The sequence below is a fragment of the Capillibacterium thermochitinicola genome (assembly GCF_013664685.1).
GTDB lineage: Bacteria > Bacillota > UBA4882 > UBA10575 > UBA10575 > Capillibacterium > Capillibacterium thermochitinicola.
Window position 1 is genome coordinate 1 of the sequence record NZ_JAAKDE010000003.1, and the last position, 16,058, is coordinate 16,058.

The 16,058-nt window shown below is 53.5% G+C and carries 17 protein-coding genes and 2 tRNA genes; 2 read left to right on the forward strand and 17 right to left on the reverse strand.

The genetic code is table 11. From position 1 onward, the window contains the following. Positions 1 to 154 precede the first annotated feature (154 nt). The 12 genes from fliG to dprA all read right to left on the reverse strand — a co-directional run bounded on the left by fliG (position 155) and on the right by dprA (position 12,664). A complete protein-coding gene (fliG, locus tag G5B42_RS01400) occupies positions 155 to 1,159 on the reverse strand; it encodes a flagellar motor switch protein FliG (RefSeq protein ID WP_181338670.1) in 1,005 nt (334 codons plus the stop codon). A gap of 13 nt (positions 1,160 to 1,172) precedes the next feature. Further along, positions 1,173 to 2,672 (reverse strand): flagellar basal-body MS-ring/collar protein FliF, encoded by a 1,500-nt coding sequence (gene fliF, locus G5B42_RS01405; RefSeq protein WP_181338671.1) that lies wholly within the window; start codon positions 2,670 to 2,672, stop codon positions 1,173 to 1,175. A gap of 24 nt (positions 2,673 to 2,696) precedes the next feature. Next, positions 2,697 to 2,990 (reverse strand): flagellar hook-basal body complex protein FliE, encoded by a 294-nt coding sequence (gene fliE / locus G5B42_RS01410; RefSeq protein ID WP_331274010.1) that lies wholly within the window; start codon positions 2,988 to 2,990, stop codon positions 2,697 to 2,699. Positions 2,991 to 3,141: 151 nt separating this feature from the next. After that, complete coding sequence (gene flgC, locus G5B42_RS01415; RefSeq protein WP_181338672.1) at positions 3,142 to 3,558, reverse strand: flagellar basal body rod protein FlgC; 417 nt, start codon at positions 3,556 to 3,558, stop codon at positions 3,142 to 3,144. A gap of 3 nt (positions 3,559 to 3,561) precedes the next feature. Continuing rightward, a complete protein-coding gene (gene flgB, locus G5B42_RS01420) occupies positions 3,562 to 3,942 on the reverse strand; it encodes a flagellar basal body rod protein FlgB (protein WP_181338673.1) in 381 nt (126 codons plus the stop codon). A gap of 255 nt (positions 3,943 to 4,197) precedes the next feature. Beyond that, positions 4,198 to 4,953 (reverse strand): GTP-sensing pleiotropic transcriptional regulator CodY, encoded by a 756-nt coding sequence (locus G5B42_RS01425; RefSeq protein WP_181338674.1) that lies wholly within the window; start codon positions 4,951 to 4,953, stop codon positions 4,198 to 4,200. A gap of 23 nt (positions 4,954 to 4,976) precedes the next feature. Next, positions 4,977 to 6,356 carry an ATP-dependent protease ATPase subunit HslU gene (gene hslU / locus G5B42_RS01430; protein WP_181338675.1) on the reverse strand — a complete coding sequence of 460 codons (1,380 nt, stop codon included), beginning with the start codon at positions 6,354 to 6,356 and terminating at the stop codon, positions 4,977 to 4,979. Further along, on the reverse strand, positions 6,353 to 6,892 hold the full coding sequence (gene hslV / locus G5B42_RS01435; RefSeq protein WP_181338676.1) for an ATP-dependent protease subunit HslV: 540 nt from the start codon (positions 6,890 to 6,892) through the stop codon (positions 6,353 to 6,355). The genes hslU and hslV overlap by 4 nt, the downstream gene beginning before the upstream one ends. Positions 6,893 to 7,043: 151 nt before the next feature. Beyond that, positions 7,044 to 7,940 carry a tyrosine recombinase XerC gene (gene xerC, locus G5B42_RS01440; protein ID WP_181338811.1) on the reverse strand — a complete coding sequence of 299 codons (897 nt, stop codon included), beginning with the start codon at positions 7,938 to 7,940 and terminating at the stop codon, positions 7,044 to 7,046. A 101-nt stretch (positions 7,941 to 8,041) separates the two neighbouring features. Further along, positions 8,042 to 9,358: a methylenetetrahydrofolate--tRNA-(uracil(54)-C(5))-methyltransferase (FADH(2)-oxidizing) TrmFO gene (trmFO, locus tag G5B42_RS01445; protein WP_181338677.1), complete on the reverse strand. Its 1,317-nt coding sequence runs from the start codon at positions 9,356 to 9,358 to the stop codon at positions 8,042 to 8,044. After that, on the reverse strand, positions 9,351 to 11,483 hold the full coding sequence (gene topA, locus G5B42_RS01450; RefSeq protein ID WP_181338678.1) for a type I DNA topoisomerase: 2,133 nt from the start codon (positions 11,481 to 11,483) through the stop codon (positions 9,351 to 9,353). The genes trmFO and topA overlap by 8 nt, the downstream gene beginning before the upstream one ends. Before the next feature lie 80 nt (positions 11,484 to 11,563). After that, the gene (dprA, locus tag G5B42_RS01455; protein WP_181338679.1) at positions 11,564 to 12,664 is read right to left on the reverse strand and encodes a DNA-processing protein DprA; all 1,101 of its coding nucleotides are present in this window, start codon (positions 12,662 to 12,664) and stop codon (positions 11,564 to 11,566) included. 85 nt (positions 12,665 to 12,749) lie between these two features. Between dprA and G5B42_RS01460 the strand changes: the two genes are divergently transcribed. Then, positions 12,750 to 12,971 (forward strand): hypothetical protein, encoded by a 222-nt coding sequence (locus G5B42_RS01460; RefSeq protein ID WP_181338680.1) that lies wholly within the window; start codon positions 12,750 to 12,752, stop codon positions 12,969 to 12,971. On the opposite strand, the gene G5B42_RS01465 is transcribed toward G5B42_RS01460, so the two are convergent. Beyond that, entirely contained in the window at positions 12,968 to 14,089 is a 1,122-nt protein-coding gene (locus tag G5B42_RS01465; RefSeq protein WP_181338681.1) for a GTPase, read from the reverse strand. The genes G5B42_RS01460 and G5B42_RS01465 overlap by 4 nt on opposite strands. Next, positions 14,082 to 14,639: a YqeG family HAD IIIA-type phosphatase gene (locus G5B42_RS01470; protein WP_231133138.1), complete on the reverse strand. Its 558-nt coding sequence runs from the start codon at positions 14,637 to 14,639 to the stop codon at positions 14,082 to 14,084. The genes G5B42_RS01465 and G5B42_RS01470 overlap by 8 nt, the downstream gene beginning before the upstream one ends. A 183-nt stretch (positions 14,640 to 14,822) precedes the next feature. Between G5B42_RS01470 and G5B42_RS01475 the strand changes: the two genes are divergently transcribed. Then, complete coding sequence (locus tag G5B42_RS01475; protein WP_231133155.1) at positions 14,823 to 15,548, forward strand: lytic transglycosylase domain-containing protein; 726 nt, start codon at positions 14,823 to 14,825, stop codon at positions 15,546 to 15,548. A 71-nt stretch (positions 15,549 to 15,619) separates the two neighbouring features. On the opposite strand, the gene G5B42_RS01480 is transcribed toward G5B42_RS01475, so the two are convergent. The 3 genes from G5B42_RS01480 to G5B42_RS01490 all read right to left on the reverse strand — a co-directional run bounded on the left by G5B42_RS01480 (position 15,620) and on the right by G5B42_RS01490 (position 16,023). Next, positions 15,620 to 15,696, reverse strand: a tRNA-Asp gene (locus tag G5B42_RS01480). Positions 15,697 to 15,703: 7 nt separating this feature from the next. Continuing rightward, a tRNA-Val gene (locus G5B42_RS01485) sits at positions 15,704 to 15,779 on the reverse strand. Between the two features lie 88 nt (positions 15,780 to 15,867). Then, positions 15,868 to 16,023 carry a hypothetical protein gene (locus tag G5B42_RS01490; RefSeq protein WP_181338684.1) on the reverse strand — a complete coding sequence of 52 codons (156 nt, stop codon included), beginning with the start codon at positions 16,021 to 16,023 and terminating at the stop codon, positions 15,868 to 15,870. Positions 16,024 to 16,058: the final 35 nt, after the last annotated feature.

A 16,058-nucleotide genomic window follows, 5' to 3' on the forward strand; every position in this document is an offset into this window, starting at 1 on the left:
CGAAACTGTGATCCATCTACAATTCTTGGTAATGAACTTAGAACGAAAGCTCCGGCTTCTTTTTACCCATTTTTGGCGGTCGCCTTTTCGGTTGTCAAAGTTCTTCTTTTCTGTTCCTGCTTGCGTTTTTCAGTAAGCCCTAATTATATTCGACTTAAACAATGATCTCATCCTCTCCGCCCCGGGCAATCACAATCTCGCCACTTTCATCAAGCTGTCTGATGCAGTTGACGATCTTCTGTTGCGCTTCTTCCACGTCACGGAGACGGACCGGTCCCATCAGACTCATGTCTTCTTTAATCATCTCGCGGGCCCGGGATGAAATGTTCTTAAAGATCCGGTTGGTCACCTCTTGACTGGCCGTCTTCAGGGCCAACGCCAAGTCGCGCATGTCAACATCTTTAAGCACACGTTGAATGGAACGGTCATCCAGCGTGACAATGTCTTCAAAGACAAACATCCGTTTCTTAATCTCTTCGGCCAGCTCCGGATTGTCTTCCTCCAGCGCTTCCATGATTGTTTTTTCCGTCCCCCGGTCCACCCGGTTCAAGATGGCAACCGCCGCATCAATTCCACCAGCCAGTGTGAAGTCTTGCATCACAAAAGAGGACAAACGCTTTTCAAGGACGTGTTCGACTTCTTTGAGCACCTCCGGAGTAGCCCGGTCCATTGTCGCAATTCTCTTCGCCACTTCAACCTGATCAGCCGGAGCAAGAGACGACAGGATCATCCCCGCCTGTTCCGGATTCAAGTAGGAAAGCACCAAAGCAATGGTCTGGGGGTGCTCGTTCTGAATAAAGTTCGCCAGCTGGCTGGGATCGGTTTTCCGGGCAAAATCAAAGGGACGCACCTGCAGGGAGGAGGTCAGTTTATTCAAAATATCTTGGGCTCTGGTCGGTCCTAAGGCTTTCTCCAGCATTTCCTTGGCGTAATCAATCCCGCCAACGGAAATGTAGTTTTGCGCCAAACAAAGTTCGTAAAACTCGTTCAAAACCTCGTTCTTAACTTCCGGCTCAATCCGGCGGAGCCCGGCAATCTCCAACGTCAAATCCTCGATCTCATCCTCCCGAAAATGCTTCAGGACACGGGAAGACAACTCGGAGCCGAGCGAAATTAAGACCACAGCGCATTTTTGCCGACCAGTTAACTGCGTACTCAAGACATTTCCCCCTCTAATCCTCTGACATCCAAGTCCGTAAGATCGCTACCATGTTCTGTGGCTCGGTACGCGCCATTTCCAGAATAAATTCTTCGCGTTCACGCCGCTTCTTGTCTTCCGGACTCAATTCTTCTGCCGCGGCCGCTTCGCCGGCGGTATCGTCCACCACCAGATCGATGGCCTGTTGTTCCTGTCTTCTTCTTCTCTGCATGCGGATCACCAAATACCAACCTAGCAACGCCGCGCCGACACCGGCAACAGCCAACACCGGCCAGAGGGAAGCTTGCCGCTCTTTCGGCGTTGTAATCGCATCCGGTTCTTGCGTAAAGAATTCCCGGCTGAAAACCGTGATCTGGTCACCCCGGGCGGGCAGCGCCCCCACCGTGGCAGCAACCGTCTCCTCGATCTGGGCCACTTCCGCCACGGATAAACGGTGACCGATCACCACGCTCGCCGAAATCCGTTCGATGATTGGCCCTTGTTTCAAAAGATGTTCTTCAATTTTGTTAATCTCCGTATTGACAATCCGTTCACTGCGCTCGTATGTACTTTCCTGTTCCGTCCCACCTAGGCGGTATTGGGTAATATTCGAATCGGTCCCCGGAATTCCGTAGGGCATGATTCCAGTTCCGGTATAGGTTTCGAAGATCTCCTGTTCACTACGGGGCACACCCCGGTCGCCGTAAATTTCTTTTCGAATTTCCTGATAATCAAAGTTCAGCGTAACATTGACGGTGGCAGCCACATTATTCAAGCCGTAAACCCGGCCCAAAACCGACTCGATCCGCTGTTTGTACTCCTGCTCCATTCGCTTTTTGTACGCCATCTGTTGTTCGAGCAGTGAGCCGTCCAAAGCCGAGTTTGTGCGGAGCGCGGCGGTTAAATCATTGGCAAAATTATCGATGATCGTAACCTGTTCCGGCCGCATCCCGGCCACACAGCCCGCCACAAAGTTTACGATCGCCTGGACTTGGCTCTTACTCAAGATATTGGGCTGCCGCAAATTGAGGGTAATAGAAACGGTCGGCTCCTTCTTTTCATCTTCAAAGACCGGAGCCGGCTCTGGCAAGGTGACGATCACCGCCGCATCAATAACACCTTCGATTTGGCGCAACGTACGCCGGATCTCGTCTTGTAACGCCCGTTGGTAGTTTACGGTATTCAGAAAAGTGGTCGCCCCGAGGCTGCTGCGGTCAAAGATCTCCCAACCGATGATCCCGCCCTTCGGGATCCCCGCCTTCATCAGTTCCGCCCGCACCTCTGACGCATTGGCCACATACAACGCGTTGTATTCCTTCCGGTAGGGAATGCCCATCTCCCGGAGGCGCCCGATAATTTCATCCTGTTCCGTCTGTTGCAAATTACCGTATAACAACTCATACTCCGGTTTGTTTAAAGTGATCACCAAAATAAGCAGGAGAAGCAAGAACAACATGCCTCCGGCGAAGATAAGGCGCTTGCGTTTGTCCATGCTTTCCCATATTTGGCGTATTTGTTGAATTAACTCACCCATTATCCTTCACATTTCTCCTATCCGTTAAATAGGCATCCGCATAATCTCTTGATACGCCTCGACAACTTTGTTGCGAATCTCCACCGTAAGCTCAAGGGCAAGGGCTGCTTTTTCCGCAGCGATCGTCGCCTCATGGATATTTTCCAAAGTCCCCGCCGCCAACTTCCGATCTATCTCTTCCGCTTCCAATTGAAGCTTGTTTACTTCATTAATAAATCCCTTCAGCAACTCCTGAAACTCGCCGCTTCCTTCGGCTTTCTTTTGACCGCCGCTCGTTTCCGGTTTTAACGTTAATGTAATGTTTTCGCCAATTCTCACGTCTTCACCTCCCAAATAAGAACAATTTACCAAAAAAAAGAGAAAATACCCACGGTTTAAGTATGGGTATGAAATTGCCAATCCGTTGGCACCTCACACACCTGGTCTTTCCCTCCGTGGGTCAAATTTAAAATCCCTCTGTAGGGTTTCCCTAGCTTCTCCCGATACTAAGCGCGGCTTTAAACACCTCTTTCGACAGGTTAAAAGCGGTTACATTCGCTTCGTAAGCCCGTCCCGCTTCTATCAGGTTAACCATCTCGTTGACGATATTAACGTTCGGATATAAAACGTAACCGTCGGCATTGGCGTCGGGATGGGATGGGTCATAAACGGAACGGAATGGCGCTTGGTCATCAGCAATGGCCACAACCCGGACCCCACTGAGGCCGACCTTCCCTTCCGCCATCTGCAGGTTCTCTGCAAAAACCGGTACCTTCCGCCGGTAGGGCCCCCCTTCCGGCGTACGGGTGGTATTGGCATTGGCGATGTTGGCCGCAATTAAATCCAAACGTAACCGTTGCGCCCCTAATGCGGAAGCATTAACATCCATCGCGTGGAACATTCTCATCCGTTAACTCCTCCCTCCGATCGCCATCCGCAACCGGCGAAACTGGCTGTTCAACTCCTGGGTCAGACTCTGAATATACATGGCGTTCTGCGTCGCCGTAACCATCTCGACTTCGATATCGACCCCGTTTTGGTCCACCCGGACAACACCCCAGTCCGTATCGGTAAACTGGGTTTGGTGCGTTGAGCCGGCCAAATGTCGAGGGTGAGTCCGCCGCAACGGAATGCGGTTCTTCTTTTCCGCTAAAACCTGGGCAAAGTCCAGATCTCGCCTGCGGTAATGGGGCGTATCCGCGTTGGCGATATTATGGTTGAGGATCTTTTGCCTTTCCGCCGCCCACGACAAAACGGAGGTTAGTTGTTCGATCGTTTTGTTGGTAACCAACCACCTCACCCTTCCTGCACAAGTCTGACCATCCTCTACATGATTTATCGGAACTTTTAGCATAAAGTTTAGCCCTATTTCCCGATTTTGAGTGGAATTCTTCCGCCAAACAGAGAACAATTATAACCAATAAAAGCTTTTTCCTTTATTTCAATTTAGTTAACTATAATCTAAGATAAAAAAAACTGTTGAAAAAGTCAACAGTTTTTAGCTTTTATTGGTGCGTACCCAGCCACAGGTAAGCAGTATATCATTCTACATTTTGCTGCGCTTGTTCAACTCTTCAAGGAAATAGGGATTGTTCACTTTCATGTAGGTCCCTTTCATCCCCAGGGAACGGGACTCAACCACCCCGGCACTCTCCAGTTTGCGCATGGCATTGACGATCACCGAACGGGTAATCCCAATCCGGTCCGCAATCTTGCTGGCCACCAGGAAACCTTCTTCCCCGCCCAGCTCCTTAAAGACGTTGACCATCGCCTCCAGTTCCGAATAGGAGAGGGAATCAAGGGCGATCTTGACATTGGTCTTCAACTGCAGATCCGCATCGGCTTGCCCCGCACTCCTTGCTTTGAGTAAAACCCCGGCCACCAGTGCGGCCGTCTCCGCCAATAAAAGTTCATCCTCCTTAAACTTTTCCCGTCTGGTCAAGATCAGGTTTCCAACCCGTTCCCCCTCAAACTGGAGCGGGTAGACCGTCATCAGAACATCCTGGGGATGACAGTTTTCCTCACTGAAGAGGCACACTTCCAGAGGAAGGTCGATAGCCGGTTGGAAGATAAAGGCCAACCTCTGTTGAAACTGGGGATTTAACTTGACCGGCGCGATCTGCTTGGTACAATCTTCCCCTTTACTGCAGTGGAAGGCAACAATCTCCCCGCCATTATCCACCATGTAAACATTGCTCTGGAGGATCTCACTCAAACTACGCGCTGCTGTCGTCAAATCTTCGGTTGCTTCTTTTTTCTCCACTAGTGCTCTCATCCGACGAATGTCTTCAAGTTTTCCCATTTCCTACTCTCCTTCATCTTAATTTACAAAATATAACGACTTAAATCGGTAGTCTTCAGAATTGGATCCAGCCGTTCGCGCACGAAGTTTTCATCAATCCGGACCGTTTGGCCCTTGTACTCAACAGCCCGGAAAGAGATATCCTCTAAGACCTGTTCCAAAATGGTGTATAACCGGCGTGCCCCAATATTTTCGTTTTCCTTGTTCAACTGGTAGGCAAGCTCGGCCATGGTTCTGATGGCCTCTTTGGTAAATTCCAGCTGTAAACCTTCACTTTCTAAAAGTGCTTTTTCTTGCCGTAAAAGCGCATTTTCCGGTTCCACCAGAATCCGTTCGAAATCCTCAACCGTCAACGACTCCAGTTCGACCCGGATTGGAAAACGCCCTTGGAACTCGGGAATAAGTTCGGATGGTTTACTAACATGAAAAGCCCCCGCCGCGATGAAGAGAATATAGTCGGTCTTCACCGGTCCGTATTTTGTCCAAACGGTCGTCCCCTCGACAATGGGGAGAATATCCCGCTGTACCCCTTCCCGGGAAACGTCGGGCCCGTTTTCACCATAACCGCCGACGATCTTATCGATCTCGTCAATAAAGACGATCCCCGACTCTTCCACGCGGGTGACGGCTTCCCGGTAGACATCATCCCAGTCGATCAGCTTTTCGGTCTCCTGCTGGGTCAGGATCTCCCGGGCTTCGGCCACGGTCACCTGGCGCAGGCTCACTTTCTTCGGCAGCATCGCGGAGAAAAATTCTTGCAGCCCTTGGCCAATTTCATCCAAACCGCCAATACCGACCATGCCGGAAGGAACCGGCGGGGTTTCGACCACCTCGATCTGCACCATCTCGTCTTCCAGTTCGCCCCGGTAGTAGCGTTCGCGAAGCATTTCGAGCCTTCCCTGCTCTTCCGGGTCAGGGGCGGATTGGGTTTTTTCGGGGGCAAAAACCCCAAAAAGGTCGAAAGGACCCTTGGCTTGCTTGGGCTTTTCCAGCCCGGCGAGAATCCGTAAAAGCCGGCGCTCGGCATTGGCCCGTGCTTTCTCCCGCAGAGCCGCGGTTTTTTCCTCCTTGACCATCCGGACGGCGATCTCGGCCAAATCTTTGATGATCGACTCCACGTCCCGCCCGACATAGCCGACCTCGGTAAACTTCGTCGCTTCCACCTTAAGGAAGGGTGCATTGACCAAGCGGGCGAGGCGCCGGGCAATCTCCGTCTTCCCGACCCCAGTCGGGCCAATCATCAGAATATTTTTCGGCCGGATCTCATCCCGGAGTTCCGGGGGCAGACTCCGGCGTCGCTGCCGGTTACGGAGGGCGACCGCCACCGCTTTCTTGGCCCGGTGCTGGCCGATAATGTAGCGGTCAAGTTCAGCAACGATTTGTTGAGGCGTTAAATCGTTCATTCTATCCCTCCAAGTTCCTCAAGGCAGATCTGTTCGTTGGTGTAAACACAGATCCCGGCCGCGATCTTCATGGCTTCAACGGCAATCTCCCCCACCGTCAAAGTGGAATGGGCTTTTAACGCACGGGCTGCGGCCAAGGCGTAAGGTCCGCCCGAACCAATGGCCGCAATTCCGTCATCGGGTTCGATCACCTCACCGGATCCGCTGATCAGTAAGAGGTTTTTCGGATCGGCCACCAACAACAATGCTTCCAACTGGCGCAGGCGCCGGTCGGTCCGCCATTCTTTCGCCGTCTCCACCGCCGCGCGCACCAGTTGCCCGTCATAAGCCTCCAGCTGGCTTTCGAAGAGGGAAAAAAGGGTAAACGCGTCGGCCACTGCTCCGGCAAAGCCGGCTAGCACCCGATCCTGGTACAAACGGCGGATCTTTTTCGCCCCGTGCTTAACCACCGTGTCGCCCATGGTGACCTGACCGTCGCCGGCCATCGCGACCCGTTTTCCGTCGTGAACGGCTAGAACCGTTGTGGCTTTAAACATCCTCCCCCCCCCCTTGCCCTTGATTTATTATGCAGCGTAGGCTTTTTGGCTATGAATTGTGTAAATCCGCAAAGAGTAACCCTTCCCTTAATAGTCTGACTTTTTTAAAGGCCAAGCATGCATCGGATCTCCACCCCAAACGGGCATACCTCTACGCCCGGGGATGGGCTTGGTTATAAGCTTTTTTCACTTGGTCGCGGCTGAGATGGGTATAAATCTGGGTGGTCGAAATATTGACGTGCCCCAGAAGCTCCTGGACGGTCCGGAGGTCGGCCCCGCCCTCCAACAGATGGGTGGCAAAAGAGTGCCTTAGCGTATGGGGGCTTACCTTCTTCTCCAGCGCCGCCCGGCGCACATAGGCATCTATTAGCCGCCGGACACTCCGGGCGGAAAGCCGGGTGCCGTCTTTATTCAAAAATACCGCCCGCTCGTCAGGGGTCGCACCCTGCGCTAAATAGAAAGGCCGCCCTTTTTGTAGATAGTCCGCCAGGGCTTTACACCCTTGTCTTCCTAAAAAGGTCAGCCTTTCTTTCGCACCTTTCCCGTAAACCCGGAGGCAACCGCGTTCCAGGTCAAGATCGCCCAGGTTAAGCCCGGTCAGCTCGCTGACCCGGATCCCGGTCCCGTAGAGGACTTCCAAGATCGCCCGGTCCCGCAGTCCTTTGGGCGTATTATCATCAAACCGCAAGAGTTCATTGATCTCGCGCACATACAAAAACTCCGGTAATTTCTTCGGGCATTTGGGCGTGCGTAAATTGTGCAATGGGTTTTGGTCGACCACACCCTGTAAAGTCAGGTATTTAAAGAAAGAGCGCAAAGAAGCAATCTTCCGCGCAATCGTGGTGCGGGCCAGTCCCAGCCCGGATAGGTAGGCAAGATAAGCCCGGACCTCGTTCACCCCCACCTGCGCCCAGGTACTGAGCTTTTTACCGCGCATAAACTCGACAAACTGGACCAGGTCAATGCGGTAGTTGAGCAGAGTATGAGCCGAGTAGTTTTTTAGCTTGATGTAATTAAGATAATTATTCAGAGAATTCTCGAGAAACAGAAGAGCTCACCTCACTACCATATTAACAATAATAACACAATAGCGTTGATTTTACAAACAATATTCCTGCCGAATTTTTGCTTTTTCAATATATTTTCCGGTTATTTCCCCTCGTTTCGGAGATAATTTTCGAGCGCACCCAAAGCCCGTTCGGCAAGAGCGCGGTTTTTCCTCAATTTTTCTTTGATTTTCACGTTTAATGGCGGAAATAACCCGAAATTAATACTCATCGGCTGAAAATGTCGAATTTCGGCGTTGATAATATGGTAGAAAAGGGCCCCAACCGCCGTCTCGCGCGGAAAAATCAGGGGCGGTTTTCCTTCCAAAAAGCGGACGATGTTCTTCCCCGCCACCAAACCGGCGGCGATCGACTCCACGTAGCCCTCCACCCCGATTAACTGGCCCGCCAAAAAGAGGGGCCATCCCCCTTTCCATTGCAACGCGGCCGTGAGCAGCCTTGGCGCATTGATAAAGGAGTTCCGGTGCATCACCCCGTAACGGACAAACTCCGCCTCGGCCAGACCGGGGATTAGCCGGAAAACGCGCCGCTGTTCCCCCCAGCGCAGATTGGTTTGGAAGCCGACCATATTGTAGAGGGTTTTTTCCCGGTTCTCGGGGCGCAGTTGCACCACGGCATAAGGCCGTCGCCCGGTGGCCGGATCGATCAAACCAACCGGTTTCAGCGGTCCAAAACGCAGGGTATCCTTCCCCCGGGCCGCCAACACCTCCACCGGCATGCAACCTTCAAAGTACCGTTTTTCCTCGTCTCCCAAATGGGACTGGTGAACTTCGGCCGTGGTCAGGTTTTCCCAGAACAAAGTGTACTCTTCTTCGTTCATGGGACAGTTTAAATACTCCGCCTCACCCCGGCCGTAACGGGAGGCGGCAAAGATGCGGGTGAAATCAAGGGACTCCCGCGTCACAATCGGGGCCACCGCATCAAAAAAGTAGAAATATTCTTCACCGAAAAGCTTTTGCAGCCAAGCAGAGAGAGATGGAGAGGTAAGGGGACCGGTGGCCACAACCGCCGGCTGGTCGGAGGGGATGGTGGAGATCTCCTCCCGGACCACCTTAATCCGGGGGTGTTCTTCAAGACGGGCGGTGACACCCGCCGCGAACCGGTGCCGGTCCACGGCCAGGGCTCCCCCGGCCGGTACTTTTGTCTCGTCGGCCACGGCCATTAATAACGAGCCCAACCGCCGGAGTTCTTCCTTCAAAAGTCCCGCCGCGTTCTCCAGATTATTTGCCTTTAAGGAATTACTGCAGACCAGTTCCGCCAGGAAGGCGGTGGTGTGGGCCGGGGTCATCCGCGCGGGCCGCATTTCGTAAAGGACCACATCGTAACCGGCGCTGGCCACCTGCCAGGCGGCCTCCGTTCCCGCCAAGCCCCCGCCGACCACCCAGATTGGTTTAGACATCGGCGGTTCCTCCCTGATTTTCCTTCTTCCTGGTGGTCACCGTCTGTTCGTAGGAGCAGTCCTGCCGGGTGCAGGCAATATACTCCCCTTTGGTTTTGCTCTTCTTCACGACACACAAACTGCCACACTCGGGACAAGGCGTTTTGGCCGGTGGATACCAACTGGTAAACTTGCATTCCGGATACTGGTTGCAGCCGAAGAACTTCCGTCCTTTCTTCGAATGACGCTCGACGATCTGCCCCTTTTTACATTCGGGGCAGGCCACACCGGTCTCTTTCTGGATCGACTTGATGTTCTTACATTCGGGATAACCGGGACAGGCCAGAAAACGGCCGTAACGGCCGTACTTGTAGACCATCATCCGCCCACAGTACTCGCACTGGACCTCGCTGACTTCGTCGGCCAACTTGACCCGTTCCACCGTCTCTTCGGCCTTTTTGAGTTCGGCCGAGAAGGGCTCGTAAAAGTCACGGACCGTCGAGACCCAATCAACCGTCCCCTCCTCCACCTGGTCCAACTTCTCCTCCATGCGGGCGGTAAAATCCAGGTCCACCACCCGGGGGAAGTTCTCTCGTAAGAGCCGGTCAACGACCAAGCCCAGCTCGGTCGGTTTAAATCTTTTATTCTCCATCTCCACGTAGTTCCGTTTCCGGAGCGTCTCAATGATCGTCGCGTAAGTGCTGGGACGGCCAATCCCGTTTTCTTCCAGCGTTTTCACTAGCATCGCTTCACTGTAACGGGCTGGCGGTTGGGTAAAATGCTGCTCGGGCCGGACCGCCTGCAGCGCCAGGGCCGTATCCACTTGGAGATCGGGCAGATAACCCTCTTCTTCCTCGTTCTTATCGTCCTGATCCTCTTGGTAAAGGACTAAAAAGCCGGGAAACTTAACTTTACTGCCGTTGGCCCGGAAAAGAAACGCGTCCCCCTCCAGGTCAACCGTCATCACATCCAAAACGGCCGCCTCCATCTGGCTGGCCACAAACCGGTCCCAAATCAGCTGGTAGAGACGGAACTGGTCCCGGGTTAAAAAAGCCTTCACATCCTGAGGCCGGCGGCTAACCACTGTTGGGCGGATCGCCTCATGGGCCCCCTGGGCCATGGTGGATTTTGTTTTATAAACGGGCGGTTTGGCCGGCAAATACTCCTTGCCGTATTCAGCCGCAATCACGGCACGGCATTCTTCCTGCGCTTCTTGGGCGACGCGCACGGAATCGGTACGGATATAGGTAATCAGACCAACACTGCCTTCGTCGCCAATCTCCAATCCTTCATATAATTGTTGCGCCACGGACATGGTCTTCCGGGCACTGAACCCGAGTTTGCGGGAGGCCTCTTGCTGCAGCGTACTGGTGATAAAAGGCGGGGCCGGATGACGCTTGCGTTCCCGCTTTTTCACATCGATAACCCGGAAGGAGGCCGCTTCAATCCGTCGTTTTAGTTCGTTTGCCGTTTCCTCGTTGGGAATGGTGGCTTTCTCACCGTTAACCTGAATGAGCTTTGCTGAGAATAAGTCCTGCTCCCGGCCGGCGGGGACAAAATCGGCGGTGATACTCCAGTACTCTTCCTGCTGAAAAGCGTCGATCTCCGCTTCCCGCTGGCAGATCAGGCGCAAAGCAACGGATTGCACGCGTCCCGCCGACAGGCCGCGCCGCACTTTTGCCCATAAAAGCGGGCTGAGCTTGTATCCAAAAAGGCGGTCCAGAACCCTTCTGGCCTGTTGGGCATTGACCCGGTTGAGATCGATTGGCCGCGGGTTTTCCAGCGCCGCCGTGATCGCTCTTTTCGTAATCTCATGGAATTCGATCCGGCAGGCGGAATCGGGGTTGAGTTCAAGAGTCTGGGCCAGATGCCACGAGATCGCTTCCCCCTCCCGGTCCGGGTCGGTCGCCAGATAGACCCGGTCCACCTTTTTCACCGAATCCTTGAGTTCTTTGATGATCTTCCCCCGGCCTCTAATCGTTATATATTTCGGTTTAAAATTATTCTTAATATCCACGGCGAATTGACTCCGGGGCAGATCAAGAATATGTCCGTTGGAGGCCTTGACCTGATAACTGCGGCCTAGTATCTTACTGATGGTTTTTGCTTTCGCCGGTGATTCCACGATTACCAGTTTTTCGGCCATTAAGGCACCTCCTTATTACCCTCGTTCTCTCGATCTATACTTAAGTGTATTCTATTCTTTCCTTTTCTCCATGGTTTATTTTAGTGGTTACGGCGGTAGGTTTTTGCCGCCACTTGGGAAACAACCTGTTTCATCTCCATCATCACTAAAGCGGAATTTACCGTGGCGACCGGCAGGCCGCTGGCGCGCACCAAATCATCAATATGGGTTTCGCCCCCCGCCAACAGCTCCCAGATCTTCTGTTCCACCGGAGACAAGGCCAAGTCCGGGCCGGCTTGGGGGGCAGTAGGCGCGTCGACGGCCAACAACGGTAGGTTCAAGGCGGCTAAAATGTCGTTGGGCCCTTCTACCAAAAAAGCCCCCTGTTTGATTAGACGATGGGGCCCTTTACTACCTTCCCGCTCAATCGGACCCGGAACGGCAAAAACGTCCCGGCCCTGTTCCAAAGCAAAATCGGCCGTGATCAAAGAACCGCTGTCGGCGGTGGCTTCCACCACCGTCACCGCCAAACTGAGACCGCTGATCACCCGGTTCCGGGCGGGGAAGTTGGCGGCATAAGGGGGCGTGCCTAACGGAAACTCGGAACAGACCACCGCCCGTTCCGCGATGGCCTGCATCAAACCGGCATTTTCCGGCGGGTAAACCCGGTCGAGCCCCGATCCCAAAACGGCAATCGTCCGTCCCCCTTCCACCTGCAAAGCCCCGCGGTGGGCGGCGGAATCAATCCCCCGGGCCAAGCCGCTCACGATCGTCACGCCCCGGGCGGCAAGGCCGGCCGCCAGTTCACGGGCGGTATTTATTCCGCGCGGCGTTGCCCGGCGGGAACCGACGATCGCCACCGCCAGTTGATCGGAAGGCCGGAACTCCCCTTTATAGTACAACACCGGAGGCGGATCGCTCGTCTGTTTCAGCAAGGGCGGGTAAGCAGGGTCACAGGCCAATAAAACCCGGCATCCAGCTTTTTCCACCCTTTCTCCTTCGGCCGCCGGTGTACAGGTCCGGCGGAAAGCAACCAGATCAGCCGCGACTTTACGCCCGAGCACTTCGGTGAGCGCTCCGGGCTCCGCTTCCCACGCCGCCCGGGCGGTCCCAAAGACCGCCAGCAGGCGGTAAAAACGCTTCGGCCCAATCCCCGGGGCCTTATGTAAAGCAATCCAGTATAAAGCCTCTTCCGTGAGCATGGCTTTCTCCTCCAGAAGAAAACTCCCATTACACAGTTTATTTTTAAACTGGTCATGGCAATAATATGGCGTGGAGGTGGCTTGCTTGGAAACAAATCTAAGTCAAATTTATACCTGTCCCCGCTGTCAGATGGAAACGTCCCATTACATCCTGACCCGCCGGGGGGAAAGAGTCGTCCTGACTTGTACCTGCTGCCGAACGACCTCTCTCGTCCGGACTTCTGTCCTGGAAGACCACCAGGCCTGGTGGGAAGCAGAACTGCAGCAGCTCCTTTCCGGGTTGGAAGATCACGAAGACGAGCACTAACCTTCGCGGCGTCCAATCAAACTCGGTCGCGTTCCCACCTCCACCCCGGGCGGGACCAGTAGTCTTAAACGGGCGGCTTCCCTTTTCACCGCAGCCCAACCACAGCCGGAGATGTAAAGATCCTCCCCCGGCTGGACCGTAAAGAACTTCTCCTCAAACCGGGCCGGCCGTTCCAGCGGGTGATAAACCCGTAACCAGTCAGGGCCTTCCTTCAGCAATGCTTCCGCCTTTTCTCCCCGGCTCCGGTGGAGGGGGGTTTTCTCCCCCGCAAAAAAGACCAGGGTCCGGGCGACCGGCGACTGGTTCCAAACCCCTGCCAGCCCACCAAGTAAAACGGCTCCGTCGGGCAGTAAGTTCCAGAGTTTGACCTGCAATTTCTTATCCGGCAAAAGCCGGCCGGCCGTCTCCGGCGCAAACAGATCGCCCATCCTGCCCCCCGGCAGCAAGCCGGGCGTATCGTAAAGGATTACACCGTAAGAAGCGAGCGTCCAGGTGGACATTCCCAGCGTCGTCCCGGGGAACCGGGAAATGGTGGGCAATTCCGCTTTCTTTTGGTCCTCCGTGGCCAACAACGAGGTGAGCAGGGAGGTCTTCCCCACGTTGGCCGCCCCCAAAACCGTCACTTTTTTCCCGGCCAGTTCCTTTTTCAAGGCGGTGAGCCTAGCCAACTGTTCGGGCTCGCGGTGCCGCGCCGAGACCACTTTGACTCCCAGCAGTTCAACACCGGGAAAACGCCGGGCCCATAAAGCCCGGAACCAGGCGGTCATCTCGGCCCAGGGTGTCCGCTCCGGCAAAAGATCCGCCTTATTAACCACAATCAGCACAGGCAAGGCAAACAGCCGGGCCCAAGCCACGGGCATCGACCCTTCCGGGTCAAAAACATCGGTCACCAATAAAATAAGATCGCTCTGCTGGAGGGCGCTTTGGATCTCCCGGTCGATCGCAGCCCCGTCATCGACTGCGTTTTTGAATTGACCGTAGTGGCGCAGGCGGAAACAACGCTGGCAAAAGACGGTTCCGGCTTTCTCCGGTTTCTCCGGCGGTATGTAAAACCCGGGCTGGTCCGGAGCCTCTGTTTGCAGAATAACACCACAGCCGGGACATTTTTTGTTACTCACTAATGATCCCCTTTTTCTTTAAGTGTTTAGCAACCAACCTTTCCAAACGCCGGACCATTTTCGTAAACAACAACTCGCGCTTACTGATTGGGTGCGTCCAGATCGTAAATAAAGCCATGCGGTTACCGCCCCAGACGTCGGTGAAAAGTTGATCCCCCACCGTGGCCGTCTCTCCGGGGGTGGTCCCAAGCAAGGCCAGCGCTTTTTTAAACGGTGATTTCCGTGGTTTGACCGCCCGGGCAACCCATGGTATTCCCAACTTCTCCCCGACGATCTTTACCCGGTCTTCCAAGGCATTGGAGATGATGCACAGTTTTAGGCCGGCGTTTTTCATCTCCTGAACCCAGGCCACGGTTTCCGGAGTAACATGAACCTCTCCCCATTCCACCAAGGTATTATCCAGGTCGAGCAGTAACCCCTTTAAACCGCGCTTTTTCAGGTAATCCGGCTTTAAGTCCGCCAGTTTTTTCAGGTGTAGAGCAGGGTATAATCTTTTCCACATCATACTCACCAGCACAATCGCCTCCAAAGTATTTCTATTATACCACAAAACATAATTTTGCAAACTTATTTTCCGTTACCGGGCGGTTTTTTGGTATAAAAAGGTAAGTTGTTGGCAATTATATTATTACCAGATATTTCCCTTGCGTTATGCAGGCATAATCATTGTCTACAATTTAGACACCCAATAACAAAGAGTTCCCTTGCGCAAAGAAAAGGAGGAAAAGTTGTGATGATGAAAATGATCGAGGAAAAAAATGAGTTGCAGAAGCAACTGTTCCAAACCATGCTGTCGTTTTGCCTGACCATCTTCGTCGCCCTTGGTTGCTTCGCTTCCTATATAATTAACACGGAAAAGAAATTACATAGTTTGACGGAACGGATGGAAGCAATCGAAAGCGCCCTGACCCGACTGACGGATGAACTGGAAGTGGTGCACGAGGTCTTCTACGAAGCACAAAAGATCAAGGACCACATCCAAAAGCGGAGTAGAATCAGCGCCCAGCAGGCCACCGAAGTCACCTACGCCATTCTCCACTGCGCCTACCAAAATAAGCTTAATCCCTTTTTACTGGTGGCGATCGCGGAAACCGAATCCAGCTTTTACCCGCATGCCGTCGGGCGCGTCGGCGAACGCGGCTTGGTCCAAGTCCGCTACGGAACTTTCAAAATGATGATGAAGGAAGGCGACTTTTACCACTGGCGGGACACTCTGCAAGCCGGTGCCAAATACCTGGTGTATCTCTTGCGCCGGTTCAACGGCAATATTGTGCTGGCCCTGGCGGGTTACAACGCCGGACCCAACCGTACCCGCGAACGTTTAATGCAGATCGGCGCCCCCTATGTCAAGAAAGTCGAAACCAACTACGCCCGGATCGTCCGGAACAATCATTACGTCCAGATGGTATATGGGCAAAGCTTGACCGCGGCCGGCTGGGCCGGCGAATCCTGGGCTTAAACACCAACCGGACCGTCGGTTCAAATGTTCACGGACATAAAAAAACCGCTCTTCGCCGAGCGGATCGTTTTTGGCGGAGCTGACGGGACTCGAACCCGCGATCTCCAGCGTGACAGGCTGGCATGTTAACCGGCTACACTACAGCTCCAGGATGATGGTGGGCGAAACAGGGCTCGAACCTGTGACCCCTTGCTTGTAAGGCAAGTGCTCTCCCAGCTGAGCTATTCGCCCTTGAACAACCATGCTTTATTATAACTAAAAACAAACACAAAGTAAAGGGGTTTTCCTCGTTTTTTGGCTTTGGCCTTAATTTATTTGTCTATATGTTATTGTATTGCGATTTCTTGAGGGAAAACAAAGCCAAAAGCCGTACGATCTTCATTTTTTGTCCCAGAAGAAAAAGCCCCTCTTCCAGCGTGATCACACCTTTTATCAACCAAACAAGAATCTGCAGCCACTTCTTCTGCTTATCCAAAGTGATCCTCCTAGTAAGATATGGTATAAGTTTAT

What these genes read in the sequence shown, in the direction of transcription:
- topA (WP_181338678.1), bottom strand. Translation starts at nt 11,483, where the DNA reads ATGGCCGAAAAACTGGTAATCGTGGAATCACCGGCGAAAGCAAAAACC.
- G5B42_RS01425 (WP_181338674.1), bottom strand. Translation starts at nt 4,953, where the DNA reads ATGGGAAAACTTGAAGACATTCGTCGGATGAGAGCACTAGTGGAGAAA.
- trmFO (WP_181338677.1), bottom strand. Translation starts at nt 9,358, where the DNA reads ATGTCTAAACCAATCTGGGTGGTCGGCGGGGGCTTGGCGGGAACGGAG.
- flgC (WP_181338672.1), bottom strand. Translation starts at nt 3,558, where the DNA reads ATGAGAATGTTCCACGCGATGGATGTTAATGCTTCCGCATTAGGGGCG.
- hslU (WP_181338675.1), bottom strand. Translation starts at nt 6,356, where the DNA reads ATGAACGATTTAACGCCTCAACAAATCGTTGCTGAACTTGACCGCTAC.
- dprA (WP_181338679.1), bottom strand. Translation starts at nt 12,664, where the DNA reads ATGCTCACGGAAGAGGCTTTATACTGGATTGCTTTACATAAGGCCCCG.
- hslV (WP_181338676.1), bottom strand. Translation starts at nt 6,892, where the DNA reads ATGTTTAAAGCCACAACGGTTCTAGCCGTTCACGACGGAAAACGGGTC.
- fliF (WP_181338671.1), bottom strand. Translation starts at nt 2,672, where the DNA reads ATGGGTGAGTTAATTCAACAAATACGCCAAATATGGGAAAGCATGGAC.
- G5B42_RS01475 (WP_231133155.1), top strand. Translation starts at nt 14,823, where the DNA reads ATGATGAAAATGATCGAGGAAAAAAATGAGTTGCAGAAGCAACTGTTC.